Raw genomic sequence first — 18,629 nt, forward strand, 5'->3', positions numbered from 1 at the left:
TTATGAATACAATTATCCAAGATATCTTAGTTTTTGCAACATTATTTCTTGCTATTGGTTTTTTGGTTAAAAAATTCTTTCTTCCTAAACCAATAAAGGTTACCAAAAACAAATTTACTAAATCTTGTGGTCAAGAAGGTGGCTGTGGTTGTAGTTAGCCTTATACTGCTTAATTTATTCTCTCCAGATTAGTAAACTAACTCGGGGCAAGCCGCGAGGCATTTATTTGGAAACTAATTTTGATTTCGAGGCAAGCCTCGGAGCATTTAAATCTCGATTATCGAGTAACAAAACTTTGTCGTATTCGTCTACAAGACAGTCACGCTTCTTAAAAAAAAGATAAAACTGTACTAAAGAAATTAAAAAAAGGCTGCTGATTTGTTTCTCTTTCCTTTAGTTTGTAATACAATCAACACAACTTTGTATGGAAAAAATTACTTTTTGGGTTATTTCTATAGTTATTTCTGCTATTTGTTCTAATAGCCAAGCACAATCTTTAACCGCAACAATTGTAGACTCTGCCACACAAAAACCAATACCTTATGTTACTGTAAAATTAATTAACAAAGGTGTAATTACGAATGAAGAAGGGCGTTTTAGCTTTCTATTAAACAAAGAAATTAAAGAGACCGATTCTCTATTTATATCCTGTATTGGGTATGCAACATTAGGAAAACCCATAAAAGAATTTACCGAGACTACTATTTCTTTAACTCCTATGGCAATAGAGCTTAACCCGGTTATTGTAACAAATAAAAACTATACTCCAGAAGAAATACTTGAAATTGTAGAAGACAGTATTTTAAAAAATTACAATCTAGGGTTTGCCAAAAAAAGAGTTTTTTTAAGAGAAACCTATAATAATAGAATCTTAAAGACAGATTATACATTAAAGAAATCTACCATAAAAGCCTTTAACAAAAAATTTATAGATGACCTTATTAGTCAAATACCAAAAAACAATACAGTTTACAATGAAGCTCTAGGAGATTTATATGGCGCGGGAGATAGTGAAGAACAAAAGCTAAATCTTATTAAAGCATCTGAACTATATGATAAAAGTATGGAGCTAGATTTTGAGATTCTAGAGGAAAAGTTCAATAAAATTATGCAAGAAAATGTAAAAACGGACTCTTACTTTAAAATTAAATCTGGGCTTTTTGGAACTAAAGTAGATGCTGATGAAATGTTTGAATCTGAAGTAGACTCAACAGATGTTGCTGCATTAAATAAAAAATTAGCAGACGAAAAAAAGAACAAAGAAGAACGAAAAAAGTTTTTTGCAAAATATAAAAGAGAAACAATGGGTAAACTCTACGAGAATCTTCCTGTTTATGAAAGCTCTGATTATAATGTACTTTTTAAACCTGGAAGATATAATTTAGCTCTTGAAGATTTTACTTATTTAGGAGATGCTGCCGTATATGTTATTACGTTTAAACCAAAAAGGTCTGAAGATTACCAAGGAAAGCTTTATATAAATTCTGATGATTTTGCATTAATTAGAATGGATTTTGAGAATGTAAAACCTTTGCGTGACTTTGGATTACTTGGAGTATCTATGAAAGAATATTTAGCCGCTGGTAAAATTATTTTTAGCAAAGGAAAAGATAAAAAGTATCACTTAAGTTACTATGATATATCTAAAGGAATTAAAGCTGGTTTTCGCAGACCACTGAAAATCATTGAAAAGAATAAAAACGTAAAAGGCCGTAGAAAACAAAATGAACTGTCCTTAAAAGTAGATTTTGATTTTGGGAATATAAATAGATATGAACTTGTTGTTTTTGATGAAACTACCATAAGCAACTCCCAATATAATTCCTTTAAAGAAAACAACACTATATTACCTACATATATGCCCAACTATAATCCCGATTTTTGGAAAGGTTATGATATAATAGAACCTAACCAAGCTATTCGCGATTTTATTTCGGATACAGAAATTATAGAATAAAAGTATATAGTAACATTCCCCAACCTATAACTAAAAGTAGCCCTCCAAGTGGAGTAATAGGCCCTAAGAACTTTAGTTTTTTGCCTCTTGCAGCACTTAAAACAAGGCCATAAATACTAAATGAGAATAGAATAACCCCAACAATTATAAAATACACTAAAGTACGTTCTAAAACTGTTTCCAGCCTTAGATTAAATCCTAAAAGTAATAATAACAAGGCATGGTACATTTGGTATTTTACACCTGTCTCAAAACTCTTTAGCTGGTCCTCGTTACATATTTTCTTTAATGCATGCGCTCCAAAAGCGCCAAAGATAATTGCCAACATTCCAAATAAAGCGCCAAAAATTTGTGCTACACCAACCATAAATTCATTTTAAGAAACGAATATAGCTATATCTTAAATATCTTCTTTATCTAATTATAAGTATTCACAGCGACAGTATGCGCTTCTTTGTTTGCTAAATATATAGGGGAGGTAATAAAAAGGTTTTCTACCTGGTTTTCCCAATCGTTAGCAATATTAAAATAACTAGTATTGGTTACCGCCATAATTTCATTACAGTCTTGGCAGGTGTGTTTATAGTCTAAAAAATGATGCGCAAATTCATGAAAAGCTACTACTTTAAGAATTTCTGGGTCTAACATTGCAGCCCAATTAATTAATATTTCATCTACCATACCAGCTTCATTACGAGATACTTTCCCAAGTACCGTATTTCCTTCTTCAAGCGGTAAATTATTAACTATATCAATATTTTTTAATTCAAATAATTTGGAATGATACTCTATTCCATACTTTTTACATTCTTCAAAAAAATCATTTAAAATAGGCTGTAAACGACCATCTATATCTACACTTTTTTGTGCTTGTAAATAGGAAGTAACACTAAGAATAAAAACAAAAAATACAGATAGATGCTTTCTCATTGTAGGTGGTTTTAGAATGTTAGATTTGGTTTAGCTAAATGACCTTTAAAGGAGGGAACTTGTGTCTTTTGCTATTTATGTTCTAACGGAAAATCACCCGAAATATTTCTAATTATCTGAATTTTAACTTTTTGTGTTAAAAAAACTAGTCCTTAGTTTTTATTTTACTTTTAAGAAGAGACACTAAGCTTAATGTCTCTAAACTATCTTTATAATTAAAAAATAGCTTTGAAGAATCTTGGTATACTATTTTAATTTTCTGCTGTTCAAAATTATCAACAAAAACATGTACTTCTTTATTGGTAAGAGAATCTTTAAACTCCCTATATAAGCCATTACCTTTAGATAAAGCAGAAAAACCATTTAAACGTTCCATAGGGGGTATTCTATCTACTAAAGACACACTATCTACTTCATTAAATTTTATCTCTTTATAATATATTCCAGAGACCATTTTAATACCATCTGGCTCTATTTTTGTCCAGTTTTTATAGTGAACAACAAAGGCTAACAAACACACAGCTAATGTTAGTATTAATATTAAATTCCATAACCAGTGTCTTTTTTTTGTTGCCATAAAAAGGGTTTTAGTCTATACCTTGTTAATTAAAACAATAGAAGCTACAAGATAGTTTCTTTTATTTAAAATTATAAATTAACCCAAACTGAATAACATTAGAATAGAAATTTTTAATAGTGTAAAATTCATATCCAAGGTTAATCTTTGTAAAGTCTGTTATTCTATAAGACATATCTCCTATATATCTTTGAAAAGTAGGCTCATTTTTTTCTAAAAAGAAACCAAAGTCTGCAGAGAAGTTAAATTTACTTTTATCTGAACCTAACACTACTAAAGCTCCTGCACCTCCATAAATTCTTTCTTTAGCCATCCAATATGGGTAACCAGACCTACGGTCTGTACTACCAATACCCCCTGCCCCTTCTATCATTGGGTTAAGCTTAAATTTATTAAATTTAATAAATTTGTACTCTAACCTACCCATTAGCATGTGGTCATTTTCTTTATCTGTATAATAATTAGACTCTAATGAAATTATAGGCACAAACTTCTTGCCTATTACCATTTCTTTATAACCATTAAACTGTACCCTGTAAATATCTAAAGAATAACCTGGCCCGGATCTTACTGGAAAAGCGTCTAATTGAAAAGCCGTGAAATTATCTTTCTTAGAATAGTTTAATTCTGCTCCTGCTTGAAAAAAGAACTCTCCAAAATTGTCTCTCTCTGCTCTTCCTTTTAAAGCATATTTATATTTTTTACTAGACTTTTTTGTAAATCTATATTCTGCCCCTATTAAATCATGACCTACATTAGATCTTCTTCTACGAAAACCATCTAATTTATACATAGTACTTTGTACAAAAGAAAAGCTATGCATATCGCCTTTAGTGCTATGAGTACTATAGGTTAGGTTATTTGTTAAAGCATTAAGTCTTAACTTATCATTAATACTAAAAGAACCAAAACTTATAGAAGAGCCTCTTTCTTGTCTCATTTTCTTTGCAACTTGTTTGCCAATTTCAGGGTCTAATAAATCGCCATATTTTCTAAAAATCACTAATTGTTCTTTAAGCTCTAAGTCTTTTACTTCTTTATTAAGAGCTCTTTTATATTTTTCATCAATTTTATCACTTGGTATACTAAATGCTATTCTAGCAGATTCCTCTATTTTTCCTTCATACAACATTATAGTAGCCATAAAAGAACGAACCTCATAATCTTTTGTATTAGCTGCTATATATGTGTTAAAAACCTCTTTTAACATGCTTATATTATTTGTTTCATATAGCCAAGACATTTTATCTTTAATAGCAATATTATCTGCACATTCTGCCCATTTTAATGCTTTTTTATAATTTCCATAATCTGCAAAAGACGCTGCTATTTTATTAGATAAGTGTTTTAATTCTTTAGAACAACTTTCTTCATTTTTAAGTTCTTGAACAGCCTTTCTTGTATCATTTGCTAATAATAAAGCTATGTAATATGGAAAGTCTTTTTCTTTCATTCTTTCAAAATCAGAAGAACTTAATACCCAAAAGTCTTTTGTTTCTTTATCTATTCCTTTTGCACATTTTTCCCATTCTAAAGCCTTATCAAACCTAAGATTATCTGCAAAAGTCCAAGCAATAGTACTTGCTAATTCTTCGTATTCCTTTTCACAAGACTTTAATTGTAATAATTCATCTATTAAATCTTTATCCTTAGTATCTATTAAATGATTTATATAAAGTGATGCGTTTTTAGAATTTGGCTGTATAGTTACTAACCGCTTTAATACTTTTTTTATTTGTTTATAATCTTGAGGTTCATTAAAATAATCTACATATTCCGTTAAAACATTAGCATCTTTAGTTTTCCATTCTATTTGTCTTGTAAGCCATTGTTTACGAACTATGTTATTAGGATAACCTGCTATTGTATGTACTTTTCTAGATATATCTGCAGTATTTTTAGATTTGAATCTTAGGTAATACTTGTTTAAATTAACCCAAATTTCTTTTTCTCTTTTTTGCCAAACCATGTATGTTGCATACTCTTTCCATAAATCTGAACTTGCATTTGGGTTTGTTTTAAAATTTTCTTCTATTAAATCTGTAGCTTTTTTTAATTCTCCATCCGCAACAAATCTATTAACCAAATCTGCCATTGGAGCCATTAATTTTTTGTTATGCAAATACAATTCGTAAGCCTTATTTACCTCTGAAACCACAAGATTATCTGGTTTGTTTACACCTCCAGATTTACCAAATAAATCTGGCACAGAGATAGATGGGTTTCTTGTTTTTATAGAGAATAAAAAGCCATCTAACATTGCGGTTTTTTTAACTTCAACTTCCTCACCAGCTAAAAGTTCCTCTACTAACTTAATGTTTGCATTGTCTACATACATTAACCAAAAATTACTCTTATCCTTGTTTCTTGCATTATTACTCTCAACTTCATAGAAACCATCAAAATTAGAATGTCTATAATACGCATAACGCCAATCCATGGTTTTTTCAGATGCTTTGGTTGCATTTATAAACCTTGAAAATGGATGATCTCTCTTATATTCATAAATATGATCCTTAAAAGTATCTAACATACCTTTTTTACCATTTTTAGAATACCAGTTTAACTTGTGTTTATTTCTGTAACTAAAATGACCACTAGTTGCAGCATTTGATGCATCAGGAATTTGATAAACATCATCTGGATGCACAAAATGTGTCCATATACCTGTACATATATACATAGATTCTATAGCCCAAGTATTTGTTTTTTCTAATACATAACCACTACTTATTCTAGGAAAATCAAAAAACTTATCATTATAAGGTTCTGGATCAAACTCTCTATTACCGCCCTCTTCTTTTGTTCCTAAATAAATACTTTGCATGTATTTAAGACTTGGCATTCCTTCATGTAACTTTGCTAACCCAACACTATCTATATAGTTTGATGGCGGCACATAAGAAGTTGGCAAATTTTTAAAGTCTAATACTTTCCATTTTTTTTCGGCAGCATCTAATCCTGTAACTATATATTTTGGATTTTTCCAATCCGATTTTAATAAGGAGACATGGTTATACCCATGAAAACCTAGTTCATGTCCACTTTTAAGTACATCTCTGGCAATCCAAGCACTAAGTTTTTGTGTAGCCCCATTTTTTACAACAGTATTTCTATCCCATTCTTTAAAAGTAAAAGGTGGTATAACATGTGCATTATAATCAAATGTAACATAAGCAGTATACTCCATGTTTTGTTCTGATGCAAATTTTTTCATATCGGGCCACCAAACATCTTTTACGTAATCTGTTACCGTTATATTAAGTTCTGATTTAATAGGTTCTTTATAAATATTATAGGTAGGAGCTGGAAAATCATCTAAAAATATTGTTGCCACATTTGCTATTGGGTAAGGAATGCCTTCTAAACCTTTAAGGATACTAGAAAACATGAAACCACGCATACTTTTATTTAATAATGTGGCAGAATTAAAGAGTATAACTCTTCCTTTACCAATCTTATTTTCTAATAAAACAGGATAATCATTATTATTAGTAGCACTTACTAAAACCTGCGCATTATCCGAAAAATTACGTCCAGAGAAGCCTAAATGTAATCCATCATCATTATACTTTAGCCCCTGCTTACCTGGAAAAATAGGAGATAAAAGATTGTATCCTTGTGCCGTTAAATTAGTTTCCCAATTTGCATCTGGATTAAGTCCTAATAAAAAAGCAATACGATTATCTTTAATTGCTTTTGTTACATATAATGTTCCTCCTTTAGCAACAAAATTAATTAGTGATTTAATAGCTTTATCATTTAAAGGAGTGGTTTCATATATACATAATACTCTAGTAGTTGGCGCAATTTTAGGAACCTCATTAAAGTCTTTAACATATAAATTTTTATAAGGTATTTTAGTATAATCTAATGCTTTATATAAATTTTTACTTTCTATAGCATTGCTATATTCATTTTTACTAACTAAAAACTGCACTAATGGAAGTTCTTTACTCTTTTCTGGAATACTAAACTCGTGTGTAAATCTGTATATATCTCTTTGGCAACCTATTGTTAATCCTAATAATAAGATTACTAAACCAAATTTTATATTTTGAATCATAAATCAAAAATTAAATCGTTCAATTTTGAAGCATTTTCTTTGTTTATTATTTCATAAACGGTTAAAAAATCATCTTCAAAATATACCTTTACCTTACGTCCCCTATTTTTAAGAATATTTATTTGCGCATCTGTTTCTAAAGCGGTTTCTTTTTTAATTATAAAATTTTCATCGATAGAATTAGAATTGTTTTTTGGAATAAAAACAAAAACACTATTGGGTAAAATATTACTAGAATTCTTCTTCATTAATTCTTCATCATCCTTTATAGTTTGATAGATAGAATCTCTCTTAGAATATAATTTTGTAAAAATATTATAATTGATAAAGTGATGCTCACTTTTACTAATACTACGCCCGTAATCTTGATTTACAACGGCATAAGAAAACGGCAAGTAATTACTAGACAAGTCATTATAAACTAATAAAATGTCTGTTTTAAGTTCATCTGTTTTTTTAAAATCATATTTAAAAAAACTATTTGTAAAATAGGATACAGAAATAAAAACGATAAAAATACTTGCTATACTAATAATTCTTAAATTTCTTTTTTTAGGAACAGAAAGTTTAAAATAATATACCAATACACCACATACTATTCCTATAAGAATAACAATTAATACGGACATAGATTGATAGTATAAATCTATGTCTATCCATGACAATTTTAACCATTTCAAAGCAATTATGGCATTAAAGAAAAGTAGAAATACCATAGCTGGATTCCATTTTTCTCTATTTTTTATAAATAATGGTAAAAGAACTAAAATTGTAATGCCTCCTAATAAAGAATATACAAGAACCAACTCATCTATACTAATTATTAATTGGGGAAAATAAGTGTATACATCCACTAATATTATATTTTCTCTTAAAAAAGAGAAAAAAGAAGTTCCTGTATACCAACATGCTATTACATGTACAATAGAAATTAAACTAATTGCTGAAACATAGCTTAATATACTCCTTAGAATATATGGCAAATTTTTCTTAGTAAATAAAAGTATTGCTATTACTAAAAAAATTGGCATAATTATTAAAGCCACAAATAAATTTATTAACCCTAAAGCAGTATAAACAATAAAGAACAGTGTAAAAAACTTGCGCTTTTCGTTTGTAAGCAATTCTGGTTTTACAGTAAATAACATAAGCGGTAACGCAAAACAAATAGCCATATATAAGGCATTATGCTCTAGTAATAAGTTTATGTTTATTGGTAAATATTTGTAAAAGAAGCCAAAGAATAGAACCCCTATCATGGGCGCTAAAAAATTAGATTTAGTGATTTTAGCTACTACCCAATATAGAATTAAACTTACTGCAAAAGTTTCTAACAATCCAAAAGAATGTACTGCCATTTCTTCACTAATGCCTGTTATTTTGCTATAAAAATTTATTAAAGCATTTTCTCCTAGCATAATAAAGCCAGGAGTAAACCATTTATTTTCATTAAACTGTTTTACAAATTCTAAATTCTGAATCCACAATCCAGATAATGTATATAAATCATTTTTTAGAAATAAATATCTTGAAACAAAACAAGCAAAAGAAACTAAAAAAGCTGTTAAAACTTTAAAATTAATCCTCTTAGGAATAAAAAAGTTTTTACTCTTTTTTACTTGCTTAGAAATATTTGGTCTTTCTTCCATAAACTTAAAAAAAGAAAGAAGAAAAGCTTTTCTCTTTTTTTGAATTTGACTAGCAGAATTATGAAAGCTTCCTAAATCTAAATATAAATAAAGAAGTAATCCTATGAACAAAGAGATTAATGTAAAAACATCATACATCTTAAAATGTACTAGTGCAAAAATTAATAATAATATTGCACTCCCAAAGAATATAGAACGCTTTACTACATAATCTAAATTATAGGTTTTTATTGGTTGCTTTGTAACTATTTGATGTACAAAAAGTACTCCTAAGAAAAGTAGTAAAACCCTAAAAGGGCCTAATAGAACATTATCTAGAATTACCATTTTTTAATTACTTTTAAATTTTGGAATAGTTTGTAAATCTATTTGTCCTACAAATGATGAAAACCCCATTTTTTTTAACTCCTTATTAATAATCGTTTTCATCTCCAAAGTTTCGGCATATTCTATTATATATATTGGTTTTTTTACTTGTTTTTTTGTTGCTCTTAAATTTTCTACAATTTGTTTTTTAGTAACCTTATCTCTTAACTTATATTCTTTTTTTTCAAAATTATAAGAGCTAATAACAGATTCTATAAGGATAGCATTAGTTATGTTTTTAAAATCTTTAGCTAAAAAAAGACCTCCATTTTGAACCAAATAAATGTCTTTGTTTTTACTTTTAAGATTCTTTAAAAAACTTATAAATTCTTCTTTTTGATTATATAAGTTTCCCCACTTAGAAACATTATCTAAATTATCTAAAAACAAACCTTGAACGCCTTTTTTTTGCATTCTATTAATTTCATTTAATAATACCTGTTGTGCGTTCTTATTCTTTATATCAATGAAATGACTATTCCAAGTATCATTTTTCCCTAAGGTATATGGTTTAATCTCTTTATAAAAAGAAGCATATTCATTTACTTCGGATAAGCTTAAATAAGCTACAACCTTTTTATTATTTTTATTAAATACAGCAATTTCTGATGAAGAATAATGTCCCGATTCTATAATTACTAAAGCATAGCCTTTTACTAATTCTGGATTTACTTTACCATAACAAACAAACAATTTCTCTTGTATAGAATTATCCTTAGTATGCATCTGTGACACACCTAAAAAAGGTAATAAAAAGTAAAACATACTAATAAGCTGCATAATAATGATAATCTAGTTTTTTAAAAAAGATAATAGTTTCTCTCAAAGTTAATAGCATAAAAAGCCCTGCTCCTACTAGCATACCTACAACGCTATATTCATAACTTATTACCCTACATAAAATAAAGCCTACTATTAAATTAGCCAAACAAGCAATTAGTATAGAACGTAATGGTCCTTTTGGAGCATCTAGTGTAAATAGATATAAAGAGTTAAGCATACCCCATGTTAAAAACAAATACCCTATGCCTCCTATAATACATACTTTAACACTTATAAAATCTAAAGCTTCTCCAAAATTAGCTTGGTACCCCCATGGTTGAGTAATTAATAAATAGATAAAAGTTGTAGTTAAAAGTGCCGTAAGTAGCAACAAAGAAATATGCCCTAAATACATTTTAAACAAGCTACGGTTAAATGTATCTTTATTTACTAATAAAATATTACGTTGCTTAACATCTAAAAATTTACTAAAAGAAGCAATGGAATATTCTAAAACACCTGCCAACATAAAGAAAATAACAATTGCTAAATCCATCCCAATTTCATAGTTCTTTTCATAAAGAAAAATAAACTGATGTGTTAAATCTATATCTGCAGACCATGCTAATATTCTATCAATAAAAATAAAAACATAAATAAGGGTTCCGTAAAAAAAGTATCTATAGTTTTTATAGATTACCATTAGCTTTTTTGGTCTAAGAGTTTCTTCTGTATAAGACCCCTTTTTCTTATTAAAAAAATACTCTAAGAATAATTTTGATATGAATATAGCTACTGCAATACCTACCCAATGTGTTACATATACATGTAACGTAGTATAAAGTTTTAAACCTAAAGCTATACCCGTTGCCATTAATATTGCTAAGGATATTACCCATCTTTGCCTTATAGTATGAAAAGGGGCCGATACCAAAAGAAGCAATCCTATTAAAAAGGCATAAACACAAGTAATTAAAATGAATGAAAAAGGATAAAGATTAAACAGAAAATTTATAGCAGAAATAACTAAAAATGTTACCAATAGCCCTTTTATTCCAGATTCTATTAATTTATTAACCACCATCTTTGCTTGTTTATACTCTTGATGATGCCAATAAAAAGATGCTTGCCTTCCAAGTACCTGAACGTATCCTCCAGATGCTATTAGGCCTATAATTACACCAAATACTACAGAGGTAGACTGTACAATATTAAAACCAATAAAAGCCCATAAAGAATAGCCAAAAACAATTATAGATGCTATTTGTAAAAAAATTGGTAGTAAATGAAATATTCCTAGTGGATAAAATTGCACTAACAATTTTGTTTTCATCCATAAATAACTAGAGACTGGTATAACTGATTTTTTGTCTTTTGCCTTTTTAAGCTCATTTACATTTTTAAGAGACTCTATATCTCTACTTTTTAAATCTTCATAAATATGCTTTGCTAAATCTGAAATAGATACAAATCCATAATCTGAAAATACATCTTTATCGCGTATTCCAAAAGATTCTAAAGTAGCCAAAACAACCATAACACTAACAGGATTTCCTATTTTTTGTATTACAGATGTAGTTACAGTTTCTATATTATTATGTAGACTTTTCATGAAGAAAAAAAGGGGTTATTATTTTTTTAATTTTCTACCAAATGGGTATGTGTTTCACCTAAATTTTGATAGGTTTCTTCAAAAGACTTAATAAATTTTTCTATAGTAAAACGGTTGGTTACTTTATTTCTTGCATTTTCTCCCATCCAACTTCTTAGTTGTTGATTTTCTAATAATTTAACAACGTTCTCTGCTATTTCCACATAATCTTTAGGCTTACAAACAAGTCCGCAAGTATCATCTATAGCTTCTGTAACACCACCAACATCTGTAGAAACAACTGGAACACCACAACTCATAGACTCTATTACAGTGTATGGAAAACCTTCCGAAATTGAGGTTAATATAGATATATCTCCTTCCGAATAAATTAACTCTGGTTTATTATGAAAACCTTTCAAGAAAAAATTACTCTCTAATTTAAGCTCTTTTATCAAATTTTCACATTCTTCGGTATACTCCGGCACAGCATCTTTATTACCATAAATTAAAAACTGTACCTCTGGTATTGTTTTTATAACCTCTGCACAAGTTTTAATCATTGTAAGAATATCTTTTAAATCAAAAATTCTTGCTGCGGCTACTACTGTAGGAATGTCTTTTAAATGCTCTGGTTTAGGTCTTGGAGTAAATAAGTTTTCATCAACACCATTATATATTACGTCAATTTTAGATAATTCTGCACCATAAAAATTTTCCCAAGACACGTTAAATTTACTTACTGTTGTAATTTTTGAAGCATGAGAATATACCAATTTGGTAATACACTCCGAAAAATTGATTAGCATCTTTTTTAAGAAATAAGAATAATCTGCAGTACTTATTGCAATTAAACGTTCCCGAATAAAAACACCATGTTCTGTTACCAAAATAGGGGTATTATACTTATATTTTAATGCTAATGCGGGTATAACTGCAATTCCAGAAATAGTTATATGTGATATATCCATTTTAGGAACTTCTATTGCCATAGGAATAAGAAAACGATATATCCAGCGCATTGCTGTAGTCATGTCTTCTAATGGTATTCTATTTAACTCATCCTTAGGGAGCACATTAGAAATTACATTACAGAATGTATTCCAAACTGGCTCACTAGTCATTGTTGTTTTGTAATCATATTTCTGAAAAAAGCGCCACATTTTATAAAAACAAGCATTTACTGTTTTTAAAGATTGATTTTCAGAATATATTTCTTCAATGAAAGATTTAAAATTAGGAACAAAAGAGTTTATAATAATATCTTCTGATGTATATTCCCTTGCCTTTAATATGGTAGAATATTTTATGTTATAATCTACACAATCAAAAGGTTCTTCTGGAGACCACATTGGAACCTGAATAATTTTTTTTACATTTTTTGATAATGGATATCTAGGGGTTACTTCTACTCCTGCGTTTATAGAATATAGTGTAAAATCTATCCCTTTAGTTTTAGAGCATAAATCGTGCGCCCAAGTAGAAACTCCTCCTCCATTATAGGGGTAAGTTCCTTCGGTAATAAGAAGTACATTAATAGGGTTATTGGTTAGTGTCATGTAGGTTTTCCTATTTCTATATTTGTTAAAACAAATTCAAAGAAAACACATAACTAAGATATGTTATTTTATTTTGGTTGAAGCTATGCATTTAATCTATAAAGGGTCATATTCATTACCTTCATCGATAAAAAACACTACTCATCATAGTTCTCAAAATACTCAAAGGCATCAATAATATCAAGATATACTCCATCAAACCCTGTAGATAGTATTTTATCTAAGTAGGCATCTTCATTTCCATAAATAATATTCTGCCATTCTTCTTCCCAATAGCGTACTTTAAAATTTCCTTTCCAGTTTTTATTTTCTTTATCTAACCAAACAGGTTCGTTTTTATCCCAATCACTATCCCAGTAATACCTGTAGTCTTCTGCCTCTCCAATTGACATGTAACACATAACCAATCTTTGCCCTCCATCTGGTTTCGTTTTTAACTTTTCAATATTTAATTTTGAAAATGGAGTACCATCATTAAAGAACATATCTAAAAAAACTACATCATAATTAGAGTTTCCTATTTCATTAAGTAACTCATTTTTAGTGTCATAGTCTTCATAATTAAGAATAAATAAAAAATTCTCTGCATCATCAAGAGAAGATACATCTCTGCTAGTTAATTTATTAAGTTTGGTAGGTACTGTTGGGATTAACGTTAAGTCTCTTTCTGTAGCAACAAAAGGGATAAAACCTAAGTTATAATTTTGTGTATATGCATCCTCTATTTTGTCCTCAGATGAACAATAATCAATAACAAAAATTGAATTTCCATACTCTTGAGAAACTTTTAATAAGCCAACATTATAGTCTGTCACTTCTTTCTCTGTAGCAACATTATCTCTCTTATACCCATAAAATAAATTTTCTTGTCCGTTACCATCTATAGCTTCTAAATACTTTTTACTAGGAGAACCCTCAGCAGAACCTGACTTTGTCACTAATTCAATTCCATTTTGTGGTATAATAGAAAAATCAGAATTCTGTGCTTTTGCATGTGCACTTAAACCAATAACAAAAGAACGCATATCTTCTCTAAAATCTCTATCCCCTATTGACGGAATAGTTTTTTTTTCTACCTCTGGAATATTGTTATTACTTTTTTCACAACCTGTATTTAAAAAAAATAAAAACAAAACTAGCTTTATAAAACTCATAGTTCTCATAGTTTGTATAGTGCTACAAATGTAATATATATTTACAATCAATTAGTTACCCCAAACCTACATCTAAAGTCATCATTACAATAAAACCACCAATAAAGCCCATTACTGCAATATCTGTATGTTTATCTTGTTGGGTTTCTGGAATAACTTCCTCTACCACTACAAAAATCATTGCTCCTGCAGCAAAAGAAAGTGCGTAAGGTAATATTGGCTGAAAAGTAAGTACTGCCCAAGCTCCTATTACAGCTGCAATTGGTTCTACTAATGCAGATGCTTGTCCAAACATAAAACTTTTGGTTCTGCTTAAACCTTGCCTTCTTAAAGGCATAGCAACTGCAAAGCCTTCTGGAAAATTTTGAAGCCCTATACCTAAAGCTAAAGCTACTGCACCCCCAATGGAAGCACCATCAAACCCTGCAGCAACACCTCCAAATAAAACCCCAACTGCCAAACCTTCTGGAATATTATGCAAGGTTATTGCTAGTGTTAATAATACAGACCTGTGCCAAGGTGTTTTTATCCCTTCTGTTTCGCTTTCCTTAAAATTAATATGCAAATGTGGTAAAACCTTATCTAAGCCAAATAAAAATAATGCTCCAAGCAAAAAACCAACTGCTGCCGGAATTACTTTTACAAACCCTTCTCCAGGACTCATTTCTATTCCTGGAGCTAATAAACTCCAAAAACTTGCTGCTACCATTACTCCTCCAGTAAAACCTAACATGCCATCTAAGACGGCTCTATTCATGGTTTTAAACAAAAAAACTAATGCAGCTCCTGCAGCTGTTAATCCCCATGTAAAAATTGTAGCATAAAATGCTGCTAAAATTGGATCTATAGATTCTAAATATGCAATTACTTGTTCCATGGTTATTCTATTATTCTTAAATATAGGTTAGATGCTATTTGGTCTGATATTCGTATATCTACATCTCTAATTTTTATATGCAATGAGCCATCAAACTCTTCTTTATCTACAACAAAAATAGAATCTCCTAAAGCTATTTTATTTTTATCTAAAAACTTTAAAAAAGGGGGTGAAGAGTCTTTTACTCCAACACAAATTCCTTCTTTTCCAATTGGCACTTCATTTAATAGTCTTTTAATAGATTTTTTAAACTCGCCACTTTTAGATGGTATTGGATCACCATGTGGGTCAATTTGAGGAAATCCTAAATGCTTATCTAGCATATCTATTAACTTTTCACTCTTTATATGCTCTAGTTGCTCTGCAACTTCATGAACCTCATCCCAAGAAAACTCTAATTTTTCAACTAAAAAAACTTCCCAAAGCCTGTGCTTTCTAACAATAGACAAAGCTACTTTTAAACCATATTCAGAAAGTGTAACACCTTGGTATTTTTTATAATTTACAAGGCCTTTTTCAGACAATTTTTTAATCATATCACTAACAGAAGATGGTTTGGTTTCCATTTTTTCTGCAATAGCATTTGTAGAAACCGTTCCTTGATCTCCTTTACCTAAATGATATATAATTTTAATATAGTCTTCTTCTGAGAGGGTCATTATATTTTCATTTTTAACAAAAATACATTTTTATTACTAAAAACAAATTTTTAGATTTGCCTAAATTTTATTTTACTTCCACAAAAAATAGTAATGAATATACTATACAAATCTCTACTAATAAGCTTTCTAGTTTTATGCAGCTGTATTACATTAACAGCTCAAGAAGGACAAATAAATGGTGTGGTTTCTGAAAACAACATAGCTATACCCTTTGCTAATGTTCTTTTAAAAGGAACTATTAAAGGAACATCAACAAATGAAAAAGGTGCTTTTGGATTACAAAATTTAAGTGCTGGAGATTATACATTATCGGTTTCAGTGCTTGGCTACCAACCTTATATTAAGAAAATAGCACTTAAAGAAAAAGAAAGTAAAACAGTTCTTATAGAGTTAATAGCTTCTTCTGAAGAATTAGAAGAAACTGTAGTAACAGGAACCTTAAAAGCTGTAAATAGATTAGATAGCCCAGTTCCTGTTGAAGTATATAGCCCTACTTTCTTAAAAAAGAACCCTACCGCTAATATCTTTGAAGCACTACAAAATGTAAACGGAGTACGCCCGCAAATAAATTGTAGTGTTTGTAATACTGGAGACATACATATTAATGGTTTAGAAGGCCCTTATACTCTGGTTTTAATAGACGGAATGCCAATTGTAAGTGGATTAGGAACTGTATATGGACTTTCTGGAATTCCTAATTCCCTTATAGAACAAATAGAAATTGTAAAAGGCCCTGCTTCTAGTTTATATGGTAGTGAAGCCGTTGGCGGACTAATTAACGTTATTACAAAAAGTACCGATGAAGCCCCTATATTTTTTGCCGATGCATTTGCTACAGGTTGGGAAGAATATAGTTTAGATTTAGGTGCAAAACTAAGTGTTGGTAAAAAGACAGATGCACTAATAGGAATTAACTACTTTAATTATGATAATCCAATAGATAATAACAATGATAATTTTACCGATTTAACCATACAAGAGCGAATCTCCGTTTTTCAAAAATGGAATTTTAAACGTAAAGAAAACAGAATACTCTCCTTTGCTGGGAGATTTTTTTACGAAAATCGTTGGGGCGGAGAAATGCAATGGACACCCGAATTTAGGGGCGGTACTGATATCTATGGCGAAAGCATTAAAACAAAAAGATGGGAAATATTAGGAAAATACCAATTACCAATTAAAGAAAAGGTCCTATTTTCATTTTCTTATAACGATCACCACCAAGACTCTTTTTATGGAGACACACCTTATTTAGCAGACCAGCGTATTGGTTTTACACAACTTACTTGGGATAAAACTAAAGGGAAACACGATTTACTTTTTGGAACAGCATTACGCTATAATTACTATGATGATAATACTTCTGCTACCGAAACAACTACCGGCAATAATCCAGATGAAATAGTTATTCCTAGTCTTTTTATTCAAGACGAAATAAAGTTTAATAAAAAACACTCTTTATTATTAGGTGCTAGGTATGATTATGATAGTAGACATGGTTCTATTTTTACACCTAGAGCAGCCTATAAATATAAAGTTACTACCAATGGTATTATAAGATTAAATGCCGGCACAGGATTTAGAGTTGTAAATTTATTTACAGAAGACCATGCTGCATTAACTGGATCAAGAGAAGTAATAATTGCTAATGAATTAAAACCAGAACAGTCTTACAATGCCAACCTTAATTACTTGCAAAAATTCTATGGGACCAATGGTACTTTTGCCACACTAGATGCATCACTTTTTTTTACTCATTTTAGCAATGTAATTCTACCAGATTATGACACAAACCCTAATCAAATTATATATGATAATTTAGACGGAAAATCGGTATCTAAAGGAGCTAGTCTTAATTTAGATATTTCATTTCCCAACCAATTAAAAGTTTCTTTAGGAGCTACAATAATGGATGTTAGTAATACAGAAGATGGAATAACAGAAAGACAAATACTAACCGAAGGCTATTCTGGAACATGGGGAGTAACTTATACAATTGCGCCTTGGAATTTAACAATAGATTATACGGGCAACTTTTATGGCCCAATGCGATTACCATTATTAGGAGAACTAGACCCAAGAAGTGAATACTCCCCTGTTTGGAGCATACAAAACATACAGTTTACATATAACGGAATAAAAAACGTAGAGCTTTACGCGGGTGTTAAAAACCTTTTAGACTGGACACCCAACCGTGGAAATCCTTTTATTATTGCTAGAGCTAATGACCCATTTGATAAAGAGGTAACTTTTGATACCAACGGAGATGCTGTTGCCACAGCAAATAACCCTAACGCCTTAACTTTTGACCCAACCTATGTTTATGGACCCAACCAAGGTATTAGAGGATTTTTTGGGATACGTTATCGTTTAGATTAAAGTAAACTACCTCGGGGCAAGCCCACAAGGCATTTATAGGAAACTGATTTTGATTTCGAGGCAAGCCTCGGAGCCTTTAAATCTCGATTATCGAGTAAAA

Annotated in this window: 14 protein-coding genes; 3 read left to right on the top strand and 11 right to left on the bottom strand. The window is 29.9% G+C overall.

The window, feature by feature from the left end; all coding sequences use genetic code 11:
• The first annotated feature begins 2 nt into the window (after positions 1 to 2).
• Both CLV91_RS03215 and CLV91_RS03220 read left to right on the top strand, forming a co-directional pair.
• Positions 3 to 158 (top strand): FeoB-associated Cys-rich membrane protein, encoded by a 156-nt coding sequence (locus CLV91_RS03215; protein ID WP_121063909.1) that lies wholly within the window; start codon positions 3 to 5, stop codon positions 156 to 158.
• A 266-nt stretch (positions 159 to 424) separates the two neighbouring features.
• Positions 425 to 1,957 carry a carboxypeptidase-like regulatory domain-containing protein gene (locus CLV91_RS03220; protein ID WP_121063911.1) on the top strand — a complete coding sequence of 511 codons (1,533 nt, stop codon included), beginning with the start codon at positions 425 to 427 and terminating at the stop codon, positions 1,955 to 1,957.
• On the opposite strand, the gene CLV91_RS03225 is transcribed toward CLV91_RS03220, so the two are convergent.
• The 11 genes from CLV91_RS03225 to CLV91_RS03275 all read right to left on the bottom strand — a co-directional run bounded on the left by CLV91_RS03225 (position 1,947) and on the right by CLV91_RS03275 (position 16,147).
• Positions 1,947 to 2,324, bottom strand: a complete 378-nt coding sequence (locus CLV91_RS03225; protein ID WP_121063913.1) for a DUF423 domain-containing protein — start codon at positions 2,322 to 2,324, stop codon at positions 1,947 to 1,949. The genes CLV91_RS03220 and CLV91_RS03225 overlap by 11 nt on opposite strands.
• A 50-nt stretch (positions 2,325 to 2,374) precedes the next feature.
• The gene (locus CLV91_RS03230; protein WP_121063915.1) at positions 2,375 to 2,887 is read right to left on the bottom strand and encodes a hypothetical protein; all 513 of its coding nucleotides are present in this window, start codon (positions 2,885 to 2,887) and stop codon (positions 2,375 to 2,377) included.
• 145 nt (positions 2,888 to 3,032) lie between these two features.
• Positions 3,033 to 3,464: a hypothetical protein gene (locus tag CLV91_RS03235; RefSeq protein WP_121063917.1), complete on the bottom strand. Its 432-nt coding sequence runs from the start codon at positions 3,462 to 3,464 to the stop codon at positions 3,033 to 3,035.
• A 61-nt stretch (positions 3,465 to 3,525) separates the two neighbouring features.
• Positions 3,526 to 7,530, bottom strand: a complete 4,005-nt coding sequence (locus tag CLV91_RS03240; RefSeq protein ID WP_121063919.1) for a DUF2194 domain-containing protein — start codon at positions 7,528 to 7,530, stop codon at positions 3,526 to 3,528.
• Positions 7,527 to 9,506, bottom strand: a complete 1,980-nt coding sequence (locus CLV91_RS03245) for a hypothetical protein (RefSeq protein ID WP_121063921.1) — start codon at positions 9,504 to 9,506, stop codon at positions 7,527 to 7,529. The genes CLV91_RS03240 and CLV91_RS03245 overlap by 4 nt, the downstream gene beginning before the upstream one ends.
• 3 nt (positions 9,507 to 9,509) lie before the next feature.
• Entirely contained in the window at positions 9,510 to 10,271 is a 762-nt protein-coding gene (locus CLV91_RS03250; protein ID WP_170146691.1) for an endo alpha-1,4 polygalactosaminidase, read from the bottom strand.
• 40 nt (positions 10,272 to 10,311) lie between these two features.
• Entirely contained in the window at positions 10,312 to 11,919 is a 1,608-nt protein-coding gene (locus tag CLV91_RS03255; protein ID WP_121063925.1) for a hypothetical protein, read from the bottom strand.
• Between the two features lie 26 nt (positions 11,920 to 11,945).
• On the bottom strand, positions 11,946 to 13,457 hold the full coding sequence (gene pelF, locus CLV91_RS03260) for a GT4 family glycosyltransferase PelF (protein ID WP_121063927.1): 1,512 nt from the start codon (positions 13,455 to 13,457) through the stop codon (positions 11,946 to 11,948).
• A 137-nt stretch (positions 13,458 to 13,594) separates the two neighbouring features.
• The gene (locus tag CLV91_RS03265; RefSeq protein WP_121063929.1) at positions 13,595 to 14,611 is read right to left on the bottom strand and encodes an endo alpha-1,4 polygalactosaminidase; all 1,017 of its coding nucleotides are present in this window, start codon (positions 14,609 to 14,611) and stop codon (positions 13,595 to 13,597) included.
• 55 nt (positions 14,612 to 14,666) lie between these two features.
• Positions 14,667 to 15,488 (bottom strand): ZIP family metal transporter, encoded by an 822-nt coding sequence (locus tag CLV91_RS03270; protein WP_121063931.1) that lies wholly within the window; start codon positions 15,486 to 15,488, stop codon positions 14,667 to 14,669.
• A 2-nt stretch (positions 15,489 to 15,490) separates the two neighbouring features.
• Positions 15,491 to 16,147, bottom strand: a complete 657-nt coding sequence (locus CLV91_RS03275; RefSeq protein ID WP_121063933.1) for a metal-dependent transcriptional regulator — start codon at positions 16,145 to 16,147, stop codon at positions 15,491 to 15,493.
• Between the two features lie 93 nt (positions 16,148 to 16,240).
• Here CLV91_RS03275 and CLV91_RS03280 point away from each other — a divergent pair, with 93 nt between their 5' ends.
• Complete coding sequence (locus tag CLV91_RS03280; RefSeq protein ID WP_121063934.1) at positions 16,241 to 18,529, top strand: TonB-dependent receptor; 2,289 nt, start codon at positions 16,241 to 16,243, stop codon at positions 18,527 to 18,529.
• The last annotated feature ends 100 nt before the right edge of the window (positions 18,530 to 18,629 follow it).

Source organism: Maribacter vaceletii (genome assembly GCF_003634105.1).
Lineage (GTDB): Bacteria > Bacteroidota > Bacteroidia > Flavobacteriales > Flavobacteriaceae > Maribacter_B > Maribacter_B vaceletii.